Origin of the sequence: Wolbachia endosymbiont of Drosophila aff. chauvacae BK-2020 (genome assembly GCF_032848195.1) — a bacterium.
Classification (GTDB): domain Bacteria; phylum Pseudomonadota; class Alphaproteobacteria; order Rickettsiales; family Anaplasmataceae; genus Wolbachia; species Wolbachia pipientis.
The window spans coordinates 1062629-1086319 of record NZ_CP136586.1; the positions used below are offsets into that span (position 1 = coordinate 1062629).

The 23691-nt window shown below is 35.8% G+C and carries 20 protein-coding genes, 1 tRNA gene and 2 pseudogenes; 9 read left to right on the top strand and 14 right to left on the bottom strand.

Annotated features, from left to right (window positions below; translation table 11 throughout):
• Window positions 1-119: 119 nt before the first annotated feature.
• Window positions 120-1442: a malic enzyme-like NAD(P)-binding protein gene (locus tag R0F62_RS05590; RefSeq protein ID WP_274979168.1), complete on the top strand. Its 1323-nt coding sequence runs from the start codon at window positions 120-122 to the stop codon at window positions 1440-1442.
• A gap of 14 nt (window positions 1443-1456) precedes the next feature.
• Here the strand turns inward: R0F62_RS05590 and R0F62_RS05595 are convergent, their stop codons facing one another.
• A complete protein-coding gene (locus R0F62_RS05595) occupies window positions 1457-2365 on the bottom strand; it encodes a P44/Msp2 family outer membrane protein (protein WP_274979163.1) in 909 nt (302 codons plus the stop codon).
• Window positions 2366-2494: 129 nt separating this feature from the next.
• Here R0F62_RS05595 and R0F62_RS05600 point away from each other — a divergent pair, with 129 nt between their 5' ends.
• Window positions 2495-2713, top strand: coding sequence for a BolA/IbaG family iron-sulfur metabolism protein (locus tag R0F62_RS05600; protein ID WP_274979162.1), 219 nt, complete (start codon window positions 2495-2497; stop codon window positions 2711-2713).
• Window positions 2714-2728: 15 nt separating this feature from the next.
• A complete protein-coding gene (grxD, locus tag R0F62_RS05605) occupies window positions 2729-3052 on the top strand; it encodes a Grx4 family monothiol glutaredoxin (RefSeq protein WP_006280013.1) in 324 nt (107 codons plus the stop codon).
• A gap of 194 nt (window positions 3053-3246) precedes the next feature.
• On the opposite strand, the gene fumC is transcribed toward grxD, so the two are convergent.
• The 5 genes from fumC to murC all read right to left on the bottom strand — a co-directional run bounded on the left by fumC (window position 3247) and on the right by murC (window position 8819).
• Window positions 3247-4641 (bottom strand): class II fumarate hydratase, encoded by a 1395-nt coding sequence (gene fumC, locus R0F62_RS05610; protein ID WP_274979161.1) that lies wholly within the window; start codon window positions 4639-4641, stop codon window positions 3247-3249.
• 221 nt (window positions 4642-4862) lie between these two features.
• Window positions 4863-5018: a hypothetical protein gene (locus tag R0F62_RS05615; protein ID WP_179943761.1), complete on the bottom strand. Its 156-nt coding sequence runs from the start codon at window positions 5016-5018 to the stop codon at window positions 4863-4865.
• Window positions 5019-5033: 15 nt separating this feature from the next.
• The gene (cgtA, locus tag R0F62_RS05620; RefSeq protein ID WP_006280016.1) at window positions 5034-6056 is read right to left on the bottom strand and encodes an Obg family GTPase CgtA; all 1023 of its coding nucleotides are present in this window, start codon (window positions 6054-6056) and stop codon (window positions 5034-5036) included.
• Window positions 6044-7318: a phosphopyruvate hydratase gene (gene eno / locus R0F62_RS05625; RefSeq protein WP_010082238.1), complete on the bottom strand. Its 1275-nt coding sequence runs from the start codon at window positions 7316-7318 to the stop codon at window positions 6044-6046. The genes cgtA and eno overlap by 13 nt, the downstream gene beginning before the upstream one ends.
• Before the next feature lie 4 nt (window positions 7319-7322).
• Window positions 7323-8819 (bottom strand): UDP-N-acetylmuramate--L-alanine ligase, encoded by a 1497-nt coding sequence (murC, locus tag R0F62_RS05630; protein ID WP_038250394.1) that lies wholly within the window; start codon window positions 8817-8819, stop codon window positions 7323-7325.
• A 26-nt stretch (window positions 8820-8845) separates the two neighbouring features.
• Here murC and R0F62_RS05635 point away from each other — a divergent pair, with 26 nt between their 5' ends.
• The 3 genes from R0F62_RS05635 to R0F62_RS05645 all read left to right on the top strand — a co-directional run bounded on the left by R0F62_RS05635 (window position 8846) and on the right by R0F62_RS05645 (window position 13353).
• Window positions 8846-9520, top strand: a complete 675-nt coding sequence (locus R0F62_RS05635) for a septal ring lytic transglycosylase RlpA family protein (RefSeq protein WP_010082236.1) — start codon at window positions 8846-8848, stop codon at window positions 9518-9520.
• A gap of 846 nt (window positions 9521-10366) precedes the next feature.
• Window positions 10367-11731, top strand: a complete 1365-nt coding sequence (locus tag R0F62_RS05640; protein WP_274979160.1) for an ankyrin repeat domain-containing protein — start codon at window positions 10367-10369, stop codon at window positions 11729-11731.
• A gap of 134 nt (window positions 11732-11865) precedes the next feature.
• A complete protein-coding gene (locus R0F62_RS05645) occupies window positions 11866-13353 on the top strand; it encodes a type II secretion system protein GspD (protein WP_274979159.1) in 1488 nt (495 codons plus the stop codon).
• Between the two features lie 7 nt (window positions 13354-13360).
• Here the strand turns inward: R0F62_RS05645 and R0F62_RS05650 are convergent, their stop codons facing one another.
• On the bottom strand, window positions 13361-14272 hold the full coding sequence (locus R0F62_RS05650; protein ID WP_274979158.1) for an outer membrane protein: 912 nt from the start codon (window positions 14270-14272) through the stop codon (window positions 13361-13363).
• Window positions 14273-14338: 66 nt separating this feature from the next.
• Entirely contained in the window at window positions 14339-15565 is a 1227-nt protein-coding gene (gene mtaB, locus R0F62_RS05655; RefSeq protein WP_274979157.1) for a tRNA (N(6)-L-threonylcarbamoyladenosine(37)-C(2))-methylthiotransferase MtaB, read from the bottom strand.
• A 389-nt stretch (window positions 15566-15954) separates the two neighbouring features.
• Between mtaB and gatA the strand changes: the two genes are divergently transcribed.
• Window positions 15955-17424, top strand: coding sequence for an Asp-tRNA(Asn)/Glu-tRNA(Gln) amidotransferase subunit GatA (gatA, locus tag R0F62_RS05660; RefSeq protein ID WP_010962643.1), 1470 nt, complete (start codon window positions 15955-15957; stop codon window positions 17422-17424).
• A 361-nt stretch (window positions 17425-17785) separates the two neighbouring features.
• On the opposite strand, the gene ltrA is transcribed toward gatA, so the two are convergent.
• The 3 genes from ltrA to R0F62_RS05675 form a co-directional block, all read right to left on the bottom strand.
• Window positions 17786-19099, bottom strand: coding sequence for a group II intron reverse transcriptase/maturase (gene ltrA, locus R0F62_RS05665; protein WP_006280268.1), 1314 nt, complete (start codon window positions 19097-19099; stop codon window positions 17786-17788).
• A complete protein-coding gene (locus R0F62_RS05670; RefSeq protein WP_255324786.1) occupies window positions 19062-19190 on the bottom strand; it encodes a hypothetical protein in 129 nt (42 codons plus the stop codon). The genes ltrA and R0F62_RS05670 overlap by 38 nt, the downstream gene beginning before the upstream one ends.
• A gap of 382 nt (window positions 19191-19572) precedes the next feature.
• Window positions 19573-20115 carry a hypothetical protein gene (locus R0F62_RS05675; RefSeq protein ID WP_245994758.1) on the bottom strand — a complete coding sequence of 181 codons (543 nt, stop codon included), beginning with the start codon at window positions 20113-20115 and terminating at the stop codon, window positions 19573-19575.
• Between the two features lie 85 nt (window positions 20116-20200).
• On the opposite strand from R0F62_RS05675, the pseudogene R0F62_RS06835 reads away from it, so the two are divergent.
• Window positions 20201-21293, top strand: a pseudogene (locus R0F62_RS06835) (IS3 family transposase).
• A 46-nt stretch (window positions 21294-21339) separates the two neighbouring features.
• On the opposite strand, the pseudogene R0F62_RS05690 reads toward R0F62_RS06835, so the two are convergent.
• The 3 genes and pseudogenes from R0F62_RS05690 to R0F62_RS05700 all read right to left on the bottom strand — a co-directional run.
• Window positions 21340-21718: pseudogene (locus tag R0F62_RS05690) on the bottom strand (IS4-like element ISWosp8 family transposase); the annotation flags it as partial.
• A 221-nt stretch (window positions 21719-21939) separates the two neighbouring features.
• Window positions 21940-22803, bottom strand: a complete 864-nt coding sequence (locus R0F62_RS05695; RefSeq protein ID WP_022626263.1) for a gamma-glutamyl-gamma-aminobutyrate hydrolase family protein — start codon at window positions 22801-22803, stop codon at window positions 21940-21942.
• Window positions 22804-23021: 218 nt separating this feature from the next.
• A tRNA-Phe gene (locus tag R0F62_RS05700) sits at window positions 23022-23094 on the bottom strand.
• 79 nt (window positions 23095-23173) lie between these two features.
• Here R0F62_RS05700 and coaD point away from each other — a divergent pair.
• Entirely contained in the window at window positions 23174-23680 is a 507-nt protein-coding gene (gene coaD / locus R0F62_RS05705) for a pantetheine-phosphate adenylyltransferase (protein WP_274979059.1), read from the top strand.
• Window positions 23681-23691: the final 11 nt, after the last annotated feature.

Here is a 23691-nt window from a genome sequence, read left to right on the forward strand (position 1 = left end):
GTAATAGGTAAACTTATACAGAAGTACAACAGAGTTCACAAGTTAATAGTTTACAATTGAACATTTATAAAAACTCCATATACTTAAAAAATACAAGCTTAAAATATAAGGATGTAATGATGAACGATGATTTAGATAGTACCACAAAACAAGAAGCGCTTAAGTATCACAGCAGAGGTGGTAACCCTGGTAAAATTTCAATCATGCCAACAAAACCTTTATCTACCCAGTATGATTTGTCACTTGCTTATTCCCCTGGTGTTGCAGCTCCGTGCCTTGAAATAGCTAAAAATCCTGAGGTTGTTTATGATTATACAGCAAAAAGCAACTGTGTTGCTGTCATTTCAAATGGCACTGCAGTGCTTGGACTTGGTAATATCGGTCCTCTTGCTGCAAAACCTGTCATGGAAGGCAAAGCTGTTTTATTTAAGCGTTTTGCTGATATTGATGCAGTTGATATAGAAGTTGGTACAGAAAATATAGAAGATTTCATCAATGCAGTAAGGTATCTTGGGCCAAGTTGGGGGGGGATAAATTTAGAAGATATAAGATCTCCCGATTGTTTTATAATAGAGAAACGCCTGAATGAACTGATGGATATTCCAGTGTTCCATGATGACCAGCATGGAACTGCGGTGGTTGTTGCAGCTGGCATAGAAAATGCTCTTGATATTGTTGAAAAGAAATTAGAGGACGTTAAGATCATTATGAATGGTGCTGGAGCAGCCGGTATTGCATGTTTAGAAATACTAAAGTCCATGGGCGCTAAAAATATAGTGCTGTGTGATAAGCAAGGAGTAATATACAAAGGTAGAAACGAGGATATGAATGAGTGGAAGGAAAAGTATGCAATTGATACTTCCGAACGTTCTCTACTTGATACAATAAAAGGCGCTGATGTATTCATCGGACTATCTGCAAAAGATGTGTTAAATGAAGAGATGTTAAAGAGTATGGGCAAAGACCCGATTATTTTTGCTCTTGCCAATCCCGATCCAGAAGTAAGGCCTGAGTTTGCAAAATCTGTGAGGCCAGATGCAATAATTGCAACTGGTAGGTCAGATTACAACAACCAAGTCAACAACGTAATGGGTTTTCCTTATATATTTAGAGGGGCACTTGATGTACATGCAACAACAATAAATGATGAAATGAAAATTGCAGCTGCAGATGCAATAGCAAAGCTTGCCCGTGAGCCAGTACCAGGTGAGATATCTGCAGTCTATGGCGGTCGTAAAATGGGCTATGGACGTGAATATATAATACCTACTCCATTTGACCCAAGATTAATTTCTATAGTAGCTCCTGCTGTTGCAAAAGCCGCAGTTGATTCAGGTGTTGCAAGAAAGGCAATACAAGATTGGGGTAAATATGAAAATCAATTAAAATCTCGTCTTTCTAATGTTCTCAGCACGCTGAATTTACTATCTTCACATATGTAATTTATTGGATAAAGTTAAAAGTGATAAACCAACCCAAACTCTAAGCCATATATGCCAAACCTATTGGTAATGGTTGCAGTTGTTGATTCAACACGTGCAGTTTCATCAACTTTACTTCCTCCACCGGCAGGAATATATCCTTCACCAGCTAGTATCTTTATTCCTGGTACAATATCTTTAAATTGGTTATCAAGGATACCAAAATAGCGTAAACCAGCAAATGCTTGAGTTTGTGCTGTAAGTTGGTGATTGATACCAAGTTTTGCTTGGTAAGCCAAGGCATATCTGGTTTTTCCTAGAAATTTAACCCTAGTTACACCTGCACCAATACCAACATATGGGGTGAATGGCATTTTTGCTATATTAAAATCACGATATACATTGACCATTCCAGCTAAGTTATTAAAACCTTCATTTTTTATCTTAAATGCAGCTCTGAACTCTGCTTCAACACTACAATTTTCTTGAATGTGAATATCAACCTTTCCACTTCTCCAAGGTGAATTGCATTCCGCTCCAGTAGACGCATCATTGTGACGACGAAGTTCAATATATCTTGCTTTTTTCTTATCTGAATAATCTTCATCATATAAGTTAGTCTGAGAATATAAGCCTTCAAACTCAACTCTCATATTTTTGAATAAATACCCTATTGCAGCACTACCGGCAAACCCTGGAACATATTTAGGACTGTATCCAGCTTCAATTCGCTCCTTCTTATTAAAACTAAAAACCCCCTCTGTTATATTGTCACCTGCATCTTCTTTTCCTTCTAGAGAACCTATTGCATTGAAGAATGCTCCAAAATAGTTAGCTTTGATGTAAACATTCTCTAAGTTATTTATTTTATCATCGTAAGATAAGCACCTAAATGAAAAAGTTAGCAAAACCAATAGATATGTGAATTTAAATCTTTCGCCCACCACAAAGCCTCCCTGCATAATTTGTCATTCCATTATTATAGTATGCTTCTATTTTTTATGATAGCAACTTTTTATTGCGCTCAATCGTTTTAGATTTATAATGAAAGTATTGTAATTTAAAGCAAATCAATGACTATTGCAATTCACGAATTAGAGAGGATCATCACACAATCGTTCCCCGACGCTGATATAAAGATTCATGATCTTGCTGGAGATGATGACCATTATCATTTAAAAATAAACTCCAAGTGTTTTCTTGGAAAGACAAAAATAGAACAGCATAAAATGGTATATAAAGCTCTGGAAGGTCAGTCTATACACGCCTTGCAACTGGAAACTAATACTTAAAAATAAGGTGAATTTATGAGCAATTTTGAACAAATAAAAAAAGATATAACAGAAAATGATGTGGTATTGTATATGAAAGGCACTTCTGATTTTCCTCAATGCGGATTCTCTGGACTCGTCGTGTCAATCCTAAAAAAATTGAACGTGAAGTTTAAGTATATTAACGTGTTGGAGAATGATGAAATACGTGAATCTATAAAAAAGTTTTCTGATTGGCCAACAATTCCACAATTATATATAAAGGAAGAGTTTATTGGTGGTTGCGACATCACTCGCGAGATGTACGAAAAAGGCGAACTGCAAAGTTTATTGAAGGAAAAAAAAATTATTGCGGAATAAGTACCAAGAAACCAGTGCCCAGACGCTGGATAACGTAGTATAGCTATGAAAAAGGATCTTATGTCTTAAACCGTATCCGTTCAGGGGAGCGGCAAAATAAGGTAGACAAAGCAAGATAATAATGTTGATGTTAACACTATTGTCAAGTTTACTGGCCTTTCTATTAGTGAGATTGAAGAATTAAGTGTGAGCGGTTACAAATAATTTACCATTTCTTCTGGTTTCACTATCCTTTCAAACTCTTCCTCAGTGAGCAGTTGAAGTTTTGCTGCTGCTTCTTTTAGAGTGATATTTTCTTTATAAGCAAGCTTCGCTATTTTTGCTGCATTGTCGTACCCTATATGCGTATTTAATATAGTGACCAACATCAACGACTGATTCAGTAAATCTTTTATCCTCTCTTCATTTGCTTTAATACCAACTACACATTTTTCTGTAAAATTTAAACTTGCGTCAGCTAAAAGTCTTATAGACTGCAAAACATTGTAAATTATCACTGGCTTAAACACATTCAATTCAAAATGACCGTTTGAACCACTAATGGTTACAGCAACATGATTTCCCATAACTTGAGTGCATACCATAGTCACCGCTTCACACTGAGTTGGATTCACTTTACCTGGCATAATTGAAGAACCAGGCTCATTTTTCGGTAACATTATTTCCCCAATTCCGCATCTTGGACCAGAACCAAGCAACCTTATATCATTTGCAATTTTCATTAAACTGACTGCTACTGTATTGAGTGTTCCACTGAGCTCAACTAAAGCATCATTTGCTGCTAGCGCTTCAAATTTATTGCCTGCTGAAGTAAATGGAAGGTTAGTAATTCCTGCAACTTGCTTTGCAAAATCTTCAGCAAAACCCTTTTTAGTATTGAGTCCCGTGCCAACCGCAGTGCCACCTTGTGCAAGCTCGTATATACCACTTAAAGTTGATTTTACTCTCTCTATCCCCTTTTTAATCTGGGCTGCATAGCCAGAAAACTCCTGTCCTAGTGTTAGGGGCGTTGCATCTTGCAGATGAGTACGTCCTACTTTTATTATATCTTTAAATTCCTGAACCTTATTATCCAGCACCTTATGCAATTTTTCAAGATTTGGAATAAGCAAGCAGTTTATTTGCTCTGCTGCTGCTATATGCATTGCTGTTGGAAAGGTGTCATTTGACGACTGACCATAATTCACATGATCATTTGGATGTATTGGAGATTTACTACCCAAATTACCACCTAAAATCTCTATTGCACGATTGCTGATCACTTCATTCATATTCATATTAGTCTGCGTTCCGGATCCGGTTTGCCAAACAACAAGCGGAAATTCATTATTAAATTTGCCATCTATTACTTCCCTCGCGGCTGTGCAAATTGCGTCCCCTACCCTATCATCTATAACACCATGTTTCATATTAACACGCGCTGCTGCAAGTTTTACTATTGCTAATGCTTTAATCAGAGGCTCTGGCATTTTTTCTGTGCCAATCTTAAAATTTTCTAAAGAACGCTGAGTCTGTGCTCCCCAGTAATGTTCACTTGGTACTTTTACTTCCCCTAAGCTGTCTGATTCTATTCTCGTCTTTCTATCCATATTTTCCTCCTGGTGTTATGCAAACTGGTTCACTACATAATTTTTTCATGCCTACTTCTTTGTTAATTAAATCATACTAGATCCAAGTAGTCAAGTGTACGAACATTGCAATTTTCAGTTAACTTGCATGGTAGATGCAAGTAGCTGACACTGATTCACTTTATGATGGTGTCATTCCAGTCTGGAATCCAGCCTTTTCATAATCATCAAAACGTTGTATTTTAACATAAAACGGCTACTTTTATGCTTACCAACTTAATAAAATTCCTGGATCCCAGTGTCTGGGCACTGGGATGACACCCTTCTGGTGGACTCAAATCACGATGTTTGCACAGCTGTACGCTTAGTTCTGGTTGCACGCTACCATTCTTGTACATCCATAAATAGAAAATTTACGCTTTAAAAGGATCATATACATCGATTTCCTTAGAATTACTCTTTTTCAATTTTTCACTTAATAATCTTAAAATAGGCTGTAAATCACCATTAATTGATAAGCACAGCACTTCTTTATTGAGATAATTAGCTAGGTGATTCTTCTTTTCCAGAATTTCTGCTTCCCTCAATAAGTCGCATTTGTTTAATACTACAATCTCTTCTTTTTCAACAAGATCACTATTGTAAAGTTCCAATTCATTATGGATACAACTATAAGCCGAAACAACGTCATCGTGAGTTACATCGATTAAATGAAGTAAAATTTGACACCTTTCTATGTGCTTTAAAAATTTATGCCCGAGCCCAACTCCAAGGTGAGCATCAGTAATTATTCCAGGAATATCTGCTATTACAACTTCGCTATCATCCACTTTTACCATGCCTAAATGAGGTCTTACGGTGGTAAATGGATAATCGCCTACTTTTGTATCGGAATTTGAGCAGCGAGTCAAAAATTTTGATTTACCTGCGTTTGGCATGCCAATAATTCCAACATCTGATAAAACTTTTAGTTTTAATAATACATGTTTTTCTTCGCCAGGCTGACCGTAAGTAAAATGTCTTGGTGCCTTATTAGTAGAAGATTTAAAATTAGTATTTCCAAGTCCACCTTTTCCACCCTGTGCTACTTGAAATTCCATACCAGGCTTGTCAAGGTCTACTATTATCTCTTCACTTTCTTCATCAATTATTTGTGCACCGACTGGAACTTTAAGTATAACGTCTTTCCCTGCTGTGCCAGATCTATCCCTGCCTGCACCATTTTTTCCACTATCTGCTTTAATGTGTCTTCTATAACGAAAATGAAGCAAAGTGTTGAGATTAGCGTCGCTGATGAAAACTATGTTTCCACCCTTTCCTCCATTACCACCATTTGGACCACCAAATTCAACGAACTTTTCTCGACGAAAACTTGCACAGCCATCACCACCGTCACCAGCTTTTAAACACAATTTTACTTCGTCTATAAAACCCATGCTAACCCACGATAATATTTAGCATCCTTTCCTAATGCGCTTTCTATTCTGATTAGCTCGTTATACTTCGCGAGTCTATCAGAACGCGATAGCGACCCGGTTTTTATTTGCCCGCAATTTGACGCAACTGCTATATGAGATATTGTTGTGTCTTCTGTTTCACCTGAGCGATGAGAAACAACAGCTTTATAGCCATTTGATTTTGCCATTTCAATAGCAGCAAAAGTTTCTGTTAACGTCCCTATTTGATTTGGCTTGATCAGTACAGCATTTGCCATTTTTTCCTCTATTCCTTTGCATATCAGTTCACAATTTGTAACAAACAAATCATCCCCAACCAATTGAATTTTACTCCCCAATTTTGCAGTAAGTAATTTCCAACCTTCATAGTCGTCTTCACTCATTGCATCTTCTATAGAAATTATTGGATATCTTTCCACAAGATTACAATAATATTCAGTCAACTCTTCTGAAGTAAGATCTCTGTGTTCAAATTTGTAAATTCCATCTTCATAAAAAGTAGATGAAGCAACATCAAGGCCTAGTGCAAAATCACTTTGCGCTGAATAACCTGCTGATTCTATAGCGTATATGATCAAATCAAGTGCTTCTTCAGTACTTTCAATATTTGGTGCAAAACCACCTTCATCCCCTACATTTGTGCTATAACCTTTTTTCTTAAGAATGCTACGTAAGTTGTGGAATACCTCCGCAGATATTCTAATCGCTTCGCTGAAAGTCTCAGCACCGACCGGAAGAATCATGAATTCTTGGAAATCGAGCTTATTGTCTGCATGTACTCCACCATTAATTATGTTAATGAGTGGAACCGGCATAACACTCGTCTGCTTTCCTCCCAAATATCTATATAGCGGCATTTTGAAACTGTTTGCTGCTGCTTTTGCAACTGCAAGAGACACACCCAAAGTTGCATTTGCTCCAAGTTTTGATTTGTTTTTTGTTCCATCCAGTTCAATTAATGCTTTATCAATTGCATTTTGGTCCGCTGCATTCATTCCAATGATTTCATCTGCTATTATCCCATTTACAGCTTGAACAGCTTTCAGCACTCCCTTACCACAATACCTTTTCTCATCTTGGTCCCTGAGTTCCAAGGCTTCTAATTTACCGGTTGAAGCTCCAGAAGGTACAGATGCCCTGCCTATTGCACCATCACAGAGCTCAATTTCTACCTCAATAGTGGGGTAACCCCTGCTATCTAAAATTTCTCTTGCAAATACGTTATTGATTATCTTATTCATTACATTAAACCTTAACTTCCGCAATAAGTGCTGCAGTTTCCTTTGCCAATTTAGCTATATTACTACCAGCACCAATAAATAATACTATATCACTTGGACTTGTCGAATCACTAATAAAATGTGAAATGAGCAAAGCATCATTCATAATTTTTGTGTTATTAAATCCATTACTGATTAAAGCTTTTTGTATATCATCAATCCCACAACCAGGAATAGGCTTGTCTTCTGGGGGATGAACAGGAGTGAGGATGACATAATCAAACATCATGAAAATGCGTATGAATTCATCAAAAAAATTACGAATGCGGGCAAAACGAAGTGGTTCGATAATTCCTATTACTTTTCCTTTAGTAATCGAACGTGCAGCCGTTAAAGTTGCATATATTTCATTTGGATGATGGGCATAATCCTCAATTAACTTAACACCTTTAATATCGGCAATCAAAGAGAATCTTCTTGCTACTCCTTGAAATTCCAAAAGGCCTTTTTTAATATCTGCATCGCTAATTCCGAGCTTTATCGCAACTGATATTGCAGCTAGGGCGTTGCTTACTTTGTGAATTCCAATTGCATTTGATAGTACTATGTTTTTTAAAGGGCTGGATCCCAGTGTCACGCACTGGGATGACATCTCTGTACACTTTCCTTTTGTCATTCCAGCACGTAATGCTGGAATCCAGTTGTTCAACACATCAAATTCTATGCTGTTAGCATGCTGTTTAATGTTGCTGGCTCTTATGCTACCATTCTCAAACCCAAACGTTATAGAATTACCCGCATCATAATCGATGTCTACAGAATCAGGTAAAACTGCAGAACCTGCATTATTCACGAATTGGGAAAATGCATTTTTGATATTATCAAATGTGCCGTAATAATCTATGTGGTCATTGTTGATACTTGTTATGACAGCAATCTTTGCAGGGATTTTTAGCATAGTTCCATCAGACTCATCAGCCTCGATCAGAAAAGTGTCACTCCCTCCAAGTTTGAAGTTGCTCTTATAGGAATTTAATATCCCTCCTACAGTTACAGTCGCATCAATGCCAGAATGATCAAAAATGGAAGCAATCATAGCGGTTGTTGTTGTCTTTCCGCTTGAACCTGAAACCGCTATCACATATTTACCTTTCATAATTTCAGCAAGTATGTCTGATCTATGCAAAACGGTTTTATTGTTATTTTTTGCCGCAATTAACTCCACATTATCAGATTCTATTGCAGAAGAATGTACAACTATTTGAGCTTGGCTTATATTATTAGCATTGTGACCAATAAAAACCTCTATACCTAGCTTTTGTAACTTATTTATATTGTCGTTTGATTGTGCATCACTGCCTTGAACTTTGCAATTGGAATTGTGAAGAATTTCAGCAATGGCACTCATTCCGATTCCACCTATACCAATAATATGTATTATTCCTTTTTGAGTTTTGTTAATATTTAGCAGTAGATGTTTACTCATTACTAAATTTATTATAGTATAATTTAAAATCCTCATAGTATCGAACCCTCTTACCGAATACAATGATAAAAAACCTAACCTTTCTATGTCTAATATTTGTTTTGATAAGTAGCTGCAGTTTTAGCAACAGGTTTAACTGCACTGCAGGTCATTATAAAATTGGCAGCAGCTACACAATAAATGGTATAACTTATTATCCAAAAAACTGTAAACACTATGAAGAGATAGGGATAGCATCGTGGTATGGAATAGAAGATCATGGCACACTTACAGCAAATGGTGAAGCGTTTAACCGTCACTTGATCTCTGCAGCGCATAAGACTTTGCCCTTACCCTGCTTTGTTCTTGTCACTAATTTAGAAAACGGAAGAAAGCTTGTTACAAGGGTTAACGATAGAGGGCCTTTTATTGAAGGCAGAATAATAGACTTATCAGAAAAAGCAGCTCAAGTCTTAGGATTTCATAAATCTGGGCTTGCAAAAGTAAAAGTTCAATACCTAAGAAAGATGTCAGAACAATTGATACAAAATACTCCTCATTACAGAAAGCAATATGAAAAAGAAATGCAGAAACGTCATCCGAAACAAGACAGTGCAGAAAGTAAGGGATATGTTGCATTTTTTAAAAGTGCTCAGGCTGCTAAATCAGCTGCATCAAAGCTTCGCAATCAAGGAATAAAAAATGTTAGATTGCTTTTTAAGAACGATCAATATTGCGTGAAAGTGAGTTATAGGTAGTGGTGAGTGCAGAATTTGAAAGATTTGGTTAATGTAAGGAACGCTGGCTAACTATTGTAAGTTAAAAATGTGATATAAAAAAGATATCAACAATTTATAGCTATACCACCGCGATATCTCTTAGCCGCTAACACGTAGCGGAATGACGAGCTTATCGTCACGCCACCGCTAACCGTCATACCGCGATTCATTCGCGGTATCTCAGCCGCTAACAAGTAGCGGAATGACGAGCTTATCGTCATGCCACCGCGAACCGTCATACCGCGATTCATTCGCGGTATCTCAGCCGCTAACAAGTAGCAGAATGACAGCAATCCTACGTCATACCGTCACGGTATCTCTAGATCCCGCTAACAAGTAGCGGGATACTTGACCTTTACAGGAATGACAGTTGTCGTTTAGCTATAAATGTTAAGAAATTTACCAAATAAAAAAAAGGCAAAGAAACCCTAGGGTAGCTAGTATTCAAATTCTCCCTTGTCTATTTGACGTCTTTTACTGTCTTAAACACTTTATAAGCGCGTTTCGGCTTGTATAGGTAGAAACCTAAAAGTTTTATAAAGACATGAGGTGCACATAGTGCAAAAAATTAAGCATGATTTACGCCAAATACATTAAGTTTTTTGTCATTAATCCACTGCAGAGATTGCGAAGATAAATAAATAGCTTCAGTTTCATGATAAGAGGGCTGGCGGAGTTTGTCAAGTAAGTTTTTCGTTTCATCCAATGCGCTGCCAAAAGTTTGTTATGCAAGAATGCACTAGCCATTTCTCACAGATTCATTTAAACTTAATCAAGTAGGAGTATTATTAACGCGAAAAGAGTTTAATTAGAGATTTAAGTGATATGGCGCGTGAGGAAGATATAAACCAATTAGTAGAAAATGGATTTGATATTAACTCAAAAGATGCAAGTGGAATCACTCTCTTGCATAAGTTCACAAAAGAAGGCGATTTAGTTGGAGTAAAGTCATTACTAGAGCACGAAGCTGATTTCAATGTCGTAGACAACGAAAATAGAAACCCTCTGCATTACGCCATTATGCATGGACACAAGAAAGTTGCTAAACTTTTTGTTAACCAACTGACAATTAATTCCAAGGATAAAAATGGATTCACTCCACTGCACCTTGCTGCACTACAAGATGACACGGAATTAATAGATTTTTTGATAACAAAAGGCGCAAAAATTAATGAAAAAGATGCCAAAGAGGGCTATACTCCTCTTCATATAGCTTCACTATACGGTTCTAAAAAAAGCGTCCAAATTTTAATTGATAGCGGAGCAAATCTCGAATGTGAAGATAACAATTTTCGTACTCCTTTGTTTTTAACCATTTATCAATGCACCGCACATTATGACAGCAGAGCAGAAATTATAGAATATCTGATAAAGAAAGGTGCAAATATAGAAGCCAAAGATGCAGAAAATAACACTACGCTTTTCCTAGCAGCGTATAACAACAAAATGCAAATAGTAAAACTTATTGCAAAAAAACAGCAAGCAAGTAACGATAAAATTAAACTTAAAGAGTTTTTTTGCACAAAAAACAACCATGGTTTTGATGCGTTAGATTGCGCTATTGAGCATAATAATAGAAAAATGGTAACATTTCTTGTTTCAAAGGGAATAGAAGCAAACGATCAAGATTTTAATGGTAACGCTAGGCTGCATAAAGCTAGCCATAATGGTAACACTAAAACAGTTAAGCTCTTATTGAAGCTTAAGGTAAACGTTAATGCTGTTACTAAATGTAACAGAACTCCCTTGCTACTCGCAGTTAAAAAAGGCCATACACAAATTGTGAAAATGTTATTGGAAGTTAGAGCCAATATGAACATTTGTGAGCAACAAGGTTTTGCACCTCTACATCTTGCTGTTCAAAAGGATTATTTTGATATAGCTCAGTTGTTAACAGAAAAAGGTGCAGACCTTAACATTAAGTGCAATAACGGTCATACCGCAATAGATATGTTCATTAGCAAGGCTCATAGCAAAAAAAACATCGAAGAAAATTACAAAAAATTTTGTAGATTTTTGATGCTTTATCTGAAAGAGCTACGTAGTAAACACAAAGCCTGTTGTATACTTTCAACCCTAGCTCTAAGCTTAACAATTATAGGCTTACCATTTATTTTCAAGCCTATTATTAAATACAGAGAAAGAAGTACAATATATAAAAAAATTAGGGCTATGCTGGTCTACATTTAAGTACAAGAAGAGTATACAAAAAATACATAGCCAAAGCTAATACACGACAATTATCTGCTCAATGAAAATGAGATTAAATACATTTTTAATATTTTTATAGAAAGCTATTAGTATAGATTTTGTATGCTGTTCTAATGGCTATTTTTAAATGCTTAATACTCCTCTTCATTATTTCTTGCACACATCTACCTACCAAGCAATATCCTATTAACATAGACAATTATAAGCACGATTATCCGTTGCAACAATATAACACCTCTTTGGAGATTAATGAACCGGCAATACCAGAAATTATGCCTTTACCAATAGAGTGTCCCGATCTCACAATCAGTAATCAGCTTATTTCTATTAATGTTAGTGAAGAAGTATCAGTAAAGGATTTGCTGATTGAGATAGGAAAACTTTCTGACGTTAACTTGGATATGGACCCAAAAATATCAGGTAATATTATTTTAAAGCTAAAAGATAAGGATATAAACGAAGTAATTCAGAGTATAGCAAATAGCGCCAAACTGCGTTACTCAACAAGTAATGGTGTAATTAGAATTGAGCAGGACTTGCCATACACACAAAATTATTACGTAGACTTCATCAATATTCAACATTCTGCTCAAAGCAGTTTCGTCATTAATAACAATATTACTAACAGTGATGGAAGTAACGTTGATAGGGACTATAACAATGTTATGAAGTCTCAATACAGTAGTGACTTATGGAATTCATTAGAAAAAGGCTTGAATGCAATAATGGATGTTAACGGGGTGGATGATGGCGAATTCCTTTCATCCAACAGAGAAGCTGGTGTTATTATTTTGAATGCTAGAAAAGATATCCACAAAGCTGTTGAAGAATATATTAATAAGGTTAAGAAGTTAGCGTCTTCTCAAGTAATGATAGAGGCAAAAATAGTTGAAGTTGTGCTAGATGACAAATACCTTTCTGGTATGAACTTAAATGACTTACAAGATGGAACTAAGTCTATAATAAATCAAGATAACTCCATTATTAACCTAGCAATGAACTTTGGTGCAAATGATCTAGGAGATTTAGTAAAAAATTTAGACAAATTTGGCACTTCAACTGTAATTTCAAGCCCCAGAGTACATGCTATAAATAATCAGCAAGCGATGATTTCATTTACTAAAAACCATATTTATTTTACCTCCGATATACAAAAAGATACTAGAAACTCTAATCAGACCTTAATTACCAAGATGAATAGCGTCCCAATAGGTGTTGTGCTAATAATCCACCCAAGCATTAACATTGATACTAGTGAAATATTCATGGATATACATCCAACTTTATCAAGAATTAACGGCTACACTAAAGATCCAGATATAGAGTACGTCGCACAGCAGAGTAAAATGAAATTAAATAGCGACATTCCAATTGTTGAAATCAGAGAAATGAACTCTATGTTAAAAATTAAGAGCGGTGAAATTATGGTAATCGGCGGGCTTATAGAACATAGAGAAGATAAGCAAAGCTTATTGCATCAGAAATCAAAAAGGCTAGCGAATAATATTAGAACAGTAGAAACTGTCATTTTTTTAAAAGCAACAATCGTACCAACATTTGGTTTGTTAGATAGAAAAGATAAGAATTTATATATATATTAAATTATCACTAAAAATTAAATATCAAACCAACTTCAATATTGTGAGTAGATATGTCACCTGCAACAGGTATCGGAACGCTAAAGTAACGATAGCCGAGAAAGGTTTTGATTTCTGGGATTATTGAATAATCAACACCAAGTTTTATTTGATAAGCAAACCAAGGAACATTCAGTGGCATTGAATTTTGGGGTGACCCATTAATCCTTTTTAATCTAAAAATTGTTGGTCCTATACCAAGACCGATGTACGGAGCAAATTGTGTATCCTGAACGCTGGGATTATAATAGAAGTTTAACAAAAACGCAAATATACTTGCTGATTTATCAAATACCGGAGGAGAATTACTATCTTCAATATTGGCTATAGAATACGCGGCTTCAAAATCAATTTTACCATTTTCTCCAGCATAGTAACCTAAAGACATGCTGCTAAACCACTGGAAATCAATTTTACCATCAAATTGCTGTATACTTTTAATTTCATCTGCCACTATATTTTTTATTATAAAACCATAATGACTTTCAACTAAAGTTAGGACTCTTTTTCCTATTTCTTGTATACCCTTTACAAATATTTCTGAATTATCATGGTATACCTTACCACCGTTAGCGCTAACATAAAAATCAAGTTTTTTTGATTTTTCTTTTGTAGGCTCAGCTTGATCTGCAATACGTGACCACATATTTTTCTGATCAGCTACTTGGAAAACAGAAGGTGGACTACTTTCAAGTTCTTGATATTTTATTGGTATTTCTTTTGCAGTAACCTCCTCAGAACGTATCACACTTTTATTATTGTCTGTTTCTAATTTTAAGGGTTGTACTTGCTCAATGTGTGTATCATTACTAATATAAGTAATAAAAAAATAGACACATGAAATGAAAATCAAAAATAAAGTAATAGATATTCTAGTTATCATAAATGAATTCACAATTATCATTTACAGTATAATTACTATATCGTATATTTCTTCAATGTACAAAAATTAAGAAAAAATATTTCCAATTAGATAATTATTTTCCACTCCTTTAACATTAACTTTCACAATACTCTTGGCTTGAGCTTTTGATTCAAGCTTTATTAATGCAAAATTTTCTGCTCTACCGACATTATTTTGCTCAACCAGAACACTTTGCTTAGTGTTGATCAAGGATTGACAAAAACTGCTCATAATTTCTTTATTTACTTCTCTTAAATTTTTTACTCGTTCTTTACGCACATTCTCTGGTACTTGTGGCATTCGTGCAGCAGGTGTATTTTTCCGCTCTGAATATGGAAAAGCATGTAGGTAAACTATATTTGTTTTTTTCAGTAAATCAACTGTATCCTGAAACATTTCATCAGTTTCTGTTGGAAATCCAGCAATAATATCAGCGCCAAATGCTATATTAGGCCTCAAGCTCTTCATTTTATGACAAAATTCTATCACTTGTTCTCTGTTGTGACGACGCTTCATTCTCTTTAGTATTAAATTATTACCAGATTGTAGACTCAAATGTAAATGAGGCATAAGTCTTGACTCATTAGCTATTAAATCCATTAATTCGTCGTCAACTTCAGCAACATCGATAGAGGAAAGTCTTAGCCTCTTCAACTCTGGTATATCCTTTAAAACTCTCCTAATCATTGAACCAAGTGATGGCTTACCCAACAAATCTGTACCAAAGTCAGTAATATCAACCCCTGTCAACACTACTTCTTGATATCCATTTTCTACAAAGATCCTGATTTGCTCTATAATACTGTTTATTGGCACAGATCGATTATTCCCTCTTGCCTCAGTAATTGAACAAAATGTGCAGCTATGATTACAACCATTTTGAATTTCAATAAATGCCCTTGACTTATCTTCAAATCCATTAATTAGAACAGGTTCTACTTGGTTATCACTGACCAAGATTTTATCGTCATTTAGTAAGTAATTTTCAGCTTTTAGCTTATCTTGATTACCGAGCACTTTACTTACACCAGGAATGCTACTGTAAACTTCTGGATCCAACTGAACAGCACAACCAACTACGATAATTTCTTTATTTGGATCATTTTTGTAAATCTTACGTATCTTTTGCTTTACCTGACGTTCTGCTTCGTTTGTCACTGCACAGCTATGCACCACAACAACATTTTCTCTCTTTGCTTTTTTTAATGCTTCTTTGATTAACTCGCTCTCGTAAAAATTTAGACGACAACCAAATGTTATCACTTCATTCATGTTAGTATTTTTTGCTTTAATAGACCTAAATTATATCAAATATCCAAGCAAAGTCTCTTGCATGACTATTTTTTTGTAAATAAATGCTATGCAAGCAGCAGACACTGGGATCTCAACGATTTTCACTCAGACACAGTATCACTCCTTTGCTTATTATAGTCTTTTGACCTTTTTAAGATACAATCCGGATTGGATACTGAGTTGGTGAGTATAAAAGTATAGCTTCTACGTCATACCGCTGCGGTATCTCTTAGCCGCTAACAAGTAGCGGGATGACGATTGTCGGTGAATCTAAGTTACCTTAGCTACATTTCTAGCTGTAACTATAAATGTATGGATTTTTTATCGTGCCATGTTATAATTAATGTCTTGCTAAAAATTAAATATTGATGAATGAACTAAGAAAGTTAAGTATTACACAAATGCATGACGGGCTCAAAAAAAAGAGTTTTTCTGCCGTTGAACTCGTAGAGGCGCACATCAGTGCGGTTGAAAATGAGAAATTAAATGCATTTATAACAAAAACCCCAGAGATAGCAATGAAAGCTGCTAAAGCTGCAGATGAACATTTCTCTAGGCAAAAGGATGATTTAATCTCGCCGCTCATGGGTGTACCAGTTGGCATCAAAGATCTATTCTGTACAAAAGGAATAAAAACAACAGCATGCTCAAAAATGCTGGAAAATTTCGTTCCGACTTACGAATCTACGGTGTCTGACTTGCTTTTAAAAAGTGGAGCAGCCATGCTCGGTAAGCTTAATATGGATGAATTTGCTATGGGTTCTGCGAACACAAATAGCTATTTTGGCCCTGTTGAAAATGTGTGGATTAGAAAAAGCGATGGGGAAAAAGTTGTTCCTGGTGGATCATCTGGTGGATCTGCAGCATCGGTGGCTGGATTTTTATGCGCTGGAGCACTAGGGAGTGACACCGGTGGATCTGTGCGCCAACCAGCAGCTTATTGTGGAGTGGTTGGAATAAAACCAACTTATGGAAGATGCTCGCGTTTTGGTATGATTGCATTTGCGAGTTCTCTAGATCAAGCAGGAGTCATTACTCGTTCTGTCTCTGATTCAGCATTAATGCTGGAAGCAATCTGTGGCTATGATACAAAAGATTCAATATCAAGCGAAAAGCCAGTGCCTAAATTTTCTAGCTTTATAAATGGTGATGTCAAGGGTAAGCGTATTGGTATACCAAAAGAATATAGGATGGATGGAATTTCAGAGGAAATAGTCCATAATTGGGAGAAAGTTGCTTCCTATTTAAAAGAAAATGGCGCTGAAGTTGTTGACGTTACTCTGCCACATACTAAATATGCAATACCAGTCTATTATTTAATTTGTTCTGCTGAAACTTCATCCAATCTTGCTCGTTATGACGGTGTGCGTTATGGGTTCAGGGTTGATGCTGATACCCTTGAAGAAATGTATTCACTAACAAGAGCAGAAGGTTTCGGTAAAGAGGTGAAAAGAAGAATTTTAATTGGCGCTTATGCGCTTTCCTCAGGTCATTACAATGAATATTACGAAAAAGCACAGTGTATCAGGGCATTAATCAGAAATGATTTTATAAAAGCGTTTGAAAAAATAGATTACATACTTGTGCCATCTGCTCCAACAGAAGCTTTTGGCTTAAATGAAAAGCCAGATCCGCTAATTATGTGCATCAATGATGTGTTTACTGTGCCGGCAAGTCTGGCAGGATTGCCTGCTATTTCTGTTCCTGTTGGGCTCTCCAATGAGGGTTTACCACTTGCCTTGCAAGTGATTGGAAATTATTATGATGAAGCTGGAATATTAAATGTGGCAAGTGTGATAGAGCAAAATTGCGGCAGAATAATTAGACCTCTTGCATAATCTATTTTTTGATAGTAATTTTTGCATTAAAATTTGCTTACGCTCCTCAACGTACTCTATGGTTCCATTTTTAGATGAATAGCAAAAACAGGGTATATTAATCTGTTTACAAAATTTTCGTGTAACAGTTCACACTTAATTAAACAGACTGAATTCTGTAATTTTGGGATGTTGAAAAATTTACCTCACGTTGTCATTCCAGCGCATAACGCTGAAATCCAGATTTATAGAAACGAAAAAACTTGCTTGACGTCTGGTAGAGACTCATGACCTTGAAACCAGCGATTTGGTCTCATAACCATAGTCTCCCCAAAAGAACCGTGCTTGCGGATTTCCCGCACACGGCTCCACAATACAGCGTTCACACTAGTGCTCCTGTGTATAAAGAAACATATACCTTTGGTTTTGGTAATGGATTTACTTTTAAATAGTGTATAAATTGTTCCCAATCCATACTTTTCTTTTGACTACGTCGGTTTATCCACTTAAATGCTAACTTTGTTACCGGTCGATAGAATTGAATCAAACACCGATAATTTCCGCTAACTCCGAAGTAGCTATAGTGTCCTGTTAGTTTGGCTTTAAGTTTCTGCCACCAATCTTTGAGACAGATACGACTTCGTACCATCTTCAACCATTCTTTGATTTCTTTAATCTTTCTGGCTAGGCTTATTTTTGAAGTTTTCTGCTTCATCATAAGTTTACCATTACGACTTTTTCCACAATAATGTGTAAATCCTAGAAAGTTGAAGCTAGCCGTCCTACGTTTCTCTCTTTCTGCTTGATACCATTCTTTCTTACCAAACTTTACTATTTTTGTTTTATTTTCAGCTATTTCCAACCCAAATTTACTTAGTCTTTGTTTCAGTAATTCTAGAAATTCTTTTGCGTCTTCTTCCCTCTCGCAGCCAACTACAAAATCGTCGCAAAACCTTATTAGCTGTAAATATCCTCTGGCTTTTGGCTTAAATTTCTTTTCAAACCATAAGTCCAGCACATAGTGTAAGTATATATTAGCTAATACAGGGCTTACTATACCACCTTGTGGTGTGCCTTGATCGGTTGCTTTATAACATCCAACTTCGACTATTCCTGCCTTTAGAAATCGTTTTATTAACCACAATAAATTTGGGTCAGCTATTCGTTCCCTTAGACAATTCATTAGCCATTTATGTTGAACATTATCAAAGAACTTCTTGATATCCACTTCTACAATATAGTTAATTGGTTTGTGCATAACTGCTTTATCTAGAGCGTTTATCGCCTGATGACAATTTCTTCCTGGTCGAAATCCATACGAGCTGTCCATAAAGTTTGCTTCATAAATATTTTCTAATATCTTCTTTAGCATTACCTGTACCAACTTATCTTCCGTTGATGGTATTCCGAGACCGCGCTTCTCTTTGCTCCCGGCTTTGGGTATGTATACCCTTTTCACTGGTAGCGGTTGATATTGTTTTCTCTTCATACTATCCACTAGTGTTTTAAGTTTCTCTTCTAGATTTTCTCCATAAGCTTCCACTGTCACACGATCTATACCACAAGCCTTGTTGCGTTTTAGTTCCTTATAACACTCTGCAAGATTCTCTTCATTAATCAAATGAACTAATGATGTAAATTTTACTCGCTTATCTTGCTTAGCCCTTACTGCTATCTGGTTTAGTTTTCCTTGCATACTCCTCTAATCTCTGTTGTATTGGTATAGCAATCCCTATACCAGTCACTATATTGCTAACCGCTTCCCCTTGTATGTGGCTTTCCCACACTCCGAGTACTATCAGTTAGTCCGACTTCCTTTGCATCTTCCTCCAGTCCTCGCCTTTATTGACTTGTTCCAGAGTACCCTTACAGGAATACAAAGGATCTCCCAAGTTCACGTAAGGTCCATCTCAACACATGACGCGGCCTTCGATCCCGATGAGGTGAGTAATATCTTGCCTTAGCGTTATTACCCATGTTGCCTTCCACCAAATGTAAAGTGTCAGCCCCCATGACGCGTGAATTACGGGACTCAATACCTTCACTTTCGTTGCACCCTATGTTGTCCATTCCATTAGCTTTACTACGCTCGTTACCTTACGCAGCATAATGGTTTGTTCCAGGTTGCCGGCTAAGCTTTACCCGTGTTGGATTTTCACCAACTGTTCCTTACGCACTTCTTGGCGCACACATTTTGCCAACCCCCTTATTATGATGTGTAGTACAATGATACAAATTAAGAATTCCCCCATCCTGTGCTGGTTCTTCGATCTGAAATCCTACTTCTACCTGATCACAACCAATGTTAATTTGTCCTATTAATGCTTTAATAATGCCGCGCTTAGTTTGCCAATCTAGCTGTTCCAGGTTCGATTTTACACTAGAATAAAAATTCTTTATGCTATTTATAATAAGACTTATTCCTTTTTCTACTGCCTTCTGATCAACTACCTTTTTTTTCTCTTCTTCTATCCCTTGTAAGCGTTCTTTCATTTTTCTCATTGTCTGTTTAAATTCTTCCTCGCTTATATATCCTTTCTCTCCTGCATTTTCTTGACTATAATAATCTTCCATTAATTTTTCGATACCTTCTTTTATTTGATTTTCTCTTCTTGCAAACTTTTTCTCTGATGATTCATCATTTTTATTTTCTAATACTCTACGTTGGTATTCCTTTTTTATCATCTCTGGGTTTTTTAGTACATCTTTCACCTTTTCCCATACTGACCTTACCCAGAAAAAGTGGAGAGAAAGAAAGGAGTTTTTTCGGGTAAAATAAAATTTTGGAGGATTAGAAATGGCAAGAGAATATACGGCAGAATTCAAATTGGAAGCTGTTAAGCTGGCAAATGAACAAAGAAAGGTAGGTCAACCAGTTGCAAAAGTAGCAAGAGATCTAGGAATAAGGGATAGTGTATTAGGAAAATGGATGAAGAAATATAACGAAAAAAAGTCAGCGGCAAATGCATTTCCAGATGTAGCACCTTATGACAAAGAGAGATTTGATTTACAGAAAGAGTTAGCAAAAGTAACAAGAGAAAGAGACATTTTAAAAAAGCCCTGGCCAGTCAAAAAGAGTAAAATATTTTTTCATAAAAGAGCATAGTAAACACTATAAAGTGCAGGAATTATGTAGGGTTTTCTGCTAGTGGCTACTATAAGTGGACTACAAGGAAAATAAGCAGTAGAGAATCAGCAAATAAAGAGTTATTAGCAGATATTCAAAAAATATATCAAGCTTCTAAATGTAGATATGGAGCTCCTAAAATTCATGCTGAATTAAAGGCTTTGGGTAAAAGTTGCAACTTAAAAACAGTGCAAAGTATTATGCAGAAAAATGGTATTCAGGCTATATTGAGAAGAAAATTTAAAATTAAGAAACAACAAACGGACAGTAGCTCCCAATATATTAGACCAAAACTTTATTGTCGATCAACCAAATAAAGTATGGGATTACTTATATAAAAACCAAAGAAGGATGGCTATATTTGGCAACAATAATCGATCTATATTCACGCATGGTAGTTAATGAGCAGTTCAATAAATAAACAATTGGTTATGGACTCTTTATTAATGGCCGTTAACAAGCGTAAACCTGCCAAAAATCTACTATTACATAGTGATCAAGGTTCACAATATACTTCGCAAGGTTATCAATATCTCTTATCCATAAAAAACATAGATGAGTCATAAAGGTTGTTGTTACGACAATTCTGTTGTGGAAAGCTTCTTTAGCTCATTGAAAAGAGAAATACTTATTGATACTTCACAACACTCTGCTCAACAAACTAGAACTGCAATATTTGAATACATAGAAATTTTTTATAACAAACAACGTCACTATTAACTATTGCATTCCTGAGCATTTTGATTCATCATTCTCTTTGTGAAAAACATTCCAAACTTTCTCTCCACTTTTTCTGGGTAAGGTCAGTTTCCATTTGGTTCAAACTCGGATACAATTTCCCCAGAGCTGGGTAATCTCATACCAGAACCATCTGCTGCAATAAGTCTATAGCCTCTCCAACTCAGGTTCATCCTGATAGGCTGTTTGGATGCTTAAATTCTTGAAAGCCTGTATGGCAAATCTTATACCTTGCTTTAGAAAAAGCTTGCTTTGAGGGTACATGTCAATGGCTCCATAAGTTCACATTCTATTCCCAAACTTTTTTTAACTAACTTTAAAATCATAGAAAATACTGTCGAAAAAGGAAGTTTTCTTGTTCGTGTAAAACTCAACACAATGGATTTTCTGAAAAGTTTTCGAGTATATTGCATTTTTAATTTGTAAGATAAGATCTTTTCCTTTTTGCATGCCTCACCTAAAAAAGACACATTTTAAACTTTTTTGTTGCAATAAAATAGAAACAAAAGTGCTGTCCCTTGCACTCTTTGGATAATTTAATGATAAAAAATTTGGAGAGAAATTTTATACACTATCGCTGATATTTTTCCTTAAGTTGACGCCATTGCCTGAACGGATACATGACAAATCTATCGTTTATCAAATCGTCGGTAAGCCTAAAGCTATAGCCATTAAGCACGATAAAGAAAATCATTCATAATCGCTATAGCAACTAGTGTAGACACTTGACGTTCCTTGTGATTTGATAAATAGAGGTTTTTATCTGACTTCACAACAAGGGCTTCTGGATGACTTTGAAAGTGAACATTACCATGCTTATCTTCAATAGCCTCTATTACCCCCTCACTGGAAAATGCTGCAACTTTATATCCAAGTGACTCCAATTTTCTTCTATTTTCTGGTGTATTACTTACTGCTCCTGAATGAGCATCTGGAAAATATGTTGAAAACCAGCCATTTTCATTAGGTATTAGGAATTTGGCTACTACTTCTGCTAAACGACTATTTGGAACGATCTTTATCTGCTGGAGAGGTAGATCCTCTTTCTGTGGATTAGGTGCTGATTTTAAATGAGATCTTCGTTTCTCTTCATCACTCACAACACTCACTACTTCAATTCCCTTTGCATTCATTATGCCTTCACATATGCCAAGTAAATGAATTGCAGGGTTATCATCCACTATTTTTACAATTGCTTCAGTAACAAGCTGGCGACAAGGAGTGGGTGCTGAGTGTAAATTATCCGGAATAAATATTCTATTTATTTTGTGCTCTTTAACAAACTTTGCAACTTCAACTTTTATTCGGTCTAATGTTAGCTTCTTTGCCAATGTTTCATCTTGTTTTGCAAAGATAAGCGACTTTTCTTGGATTTCTTTTAAGTTAATTATTTTATTGTAGTCAATGAGTACGGTTTTAACTCCAAAGTTATTAAACATCTCGTAGATATTTTGAGATAGCCCAAGCTCATGTGCTTCTTCCGTTTTCAACAAACCAACAACTATGTCATTATTTACTGTATTTTCTGCCGTCAAGACAGTTGACGCTGGTTCTTCTTTTCTGGTTACATGTTGAGATGCCGGTTTTTCACTAACGCCAGCATAAGTAATATTGCTTAATAATAGAACTATAATTAATGAGATATTAAATAGTTTATTATAATATTTATATACTATGACTTGCCTCCCTAATATTTATATTACGATATAGAGTATTTTATAACAAAAAGGCAAGTTTGCCAAGAAAGAGAAGGTGGCCTGAGCAGGAATCGAACCAGCGACACAAGGATTTTCAGTCCTTTGCTCTACCAACTGAGCTATCAGGCCAACTGTATACTTTTATTTTTAGATAAAAAATGTTATTATGTCTATCAAAAGTTTTTAAAGTAGTTTATAAAAATAAAGGATGAACATTAATGACAAAATAGGAATCTACCCTGGCACATTTGACCCTATAACTTTTGGGCATCTTGACATAATCAAAAGAGCGTGTAAACTAGTCGATAAATTAATAATAGGAGTTGCAGAAAACGTTAATAAGCATACTGCCTTTGACACAAAGCTACGCACAAGCATGGCTGAAAATGAAATCAAAGGGCTAGGAATTGATGCAGATGTTATATCTTTTAATGGGTTGCTAGTGAAGTTTGCCAAAGAGCAGAATGCTTCTGTTATTATTAGGGGATTAAGAGCAGTATCGGATTTTGATTACGAGTTTCAAATGAGCTGGGTAAATTATAAACTTCTTCCTGAAATCGAAACCATATTTCTTCCTGCTTCTGAAGATACTCAATTTATCTCATCAAGCTTTGTAAAGGAAATAGCAAGATTAGGAGAAGATGTTAGCAAATTTGTATCAAAAGGTGTTCAAAACGAATTGAGAGGTTGTCCGGAAACAAGTAAAAGGCTATAATATCTGAAATT

Coding starts and splice junctions, on each gene's coding strand:
- R0F62_RS05590 (WP_274979168.1), top strand. CDS start 120: ATGAACGATGATTTAGATAGTACCACAAAACAAGAAGCGCTTAAGTAT.
- R0F62_RS05600 (WP_274979162.1), top strand. CDS start 2,495: ATGACTATTGCAATTCACGAATTAGAGAGGATCATCACACAATCGTTC.
- grxD (WP_006280013.1), top strand. CDS start 2,729: ATGAGCAATTTTGAACAAATAAAAAAAGATATAACAGAAAATGATGTG.
- fumC (WP_274979161.1), bottom strand. CDS start 4,641: ATGGATAGAAAGACGAGAATAGAATCAGACAGCTTAGGGGAAGTAAAA.
- R0F62_RS05615 (WP_179943761.1), bottom strand. CDS start 5,018: ATGTACAAGAATGGTAGCGTGCAACCAGAACTAAGCGTACAGCTGTGC.
- cgtA (WP_006280016.1), bottom strand. CDS start 6,056: ATGGGTTTTATAGACGAAGTAAAATTGTGTTTAAAAGCTGGTGACGGT.
- eno (WP_010082238.1), bottom strand. CDS start 7,318: ATGAATAAGATAATCAATAACGTATTTGCAAGAGAAATTTTAGATAGC.
- murC (WP_038250394.1), bottom strand. CDS start 8,819: ATGAGGATTTTAAATTATACTATAATAAATTTAGTAATGAGTAAACAT.
- R0F62_RS05635 (WP_010082236.1), top strand. CDS start 8,846: ATGATAAAAAACCTAACCTTTCTATGTCTAATATTTGTTTTGATAAGT.
- R0F62_RS05640 (WP_274979160.1), top strand. CDS start 10,367: ATGGCGCGTGAGGAAGATATAAACCAATTAGTAGAAAATGGATTTGAT.
- R0F62_RS05645 (WP_274979159.1), top strand. CDS start 11,866: ATGGCTATTTTTAAATGCTTAATACTCCTCTTCATTATTTCTTGCACA.
- R0F62_RS05650 (WP_274979158.1), bottom strand. CDS start 14,272: ATGATAACTAGAATATCTATTACTTTATTTTTGATTTTCATTTCATGT.
- mtaB (WP_274979157.1), bottom strand. CDS start 15,565: ATGAATGAAGTGATAACATTTGGTTGTCGTCTAAATTTTTACGAGAGC.
- gatA (WP_010962643.1), top strand. CDS start 15,955: ATGAATGAACTAAGAAAGTTAAGTATTACACAAATGCATGACGGGCTC.
- ltrA (WP_006280268.1), bottom strand. CDS start 19,099: ATGCAAGGAAAACTAAACCAGATAGCAGTAAGGGCTAAGCAAGATAAG.
- coaD (WP_274979059.1), top strand. CDS start 23,174: ATGAACATTAATGACAAAATAGGAATCTACCCTGGCACATTTGACCCT.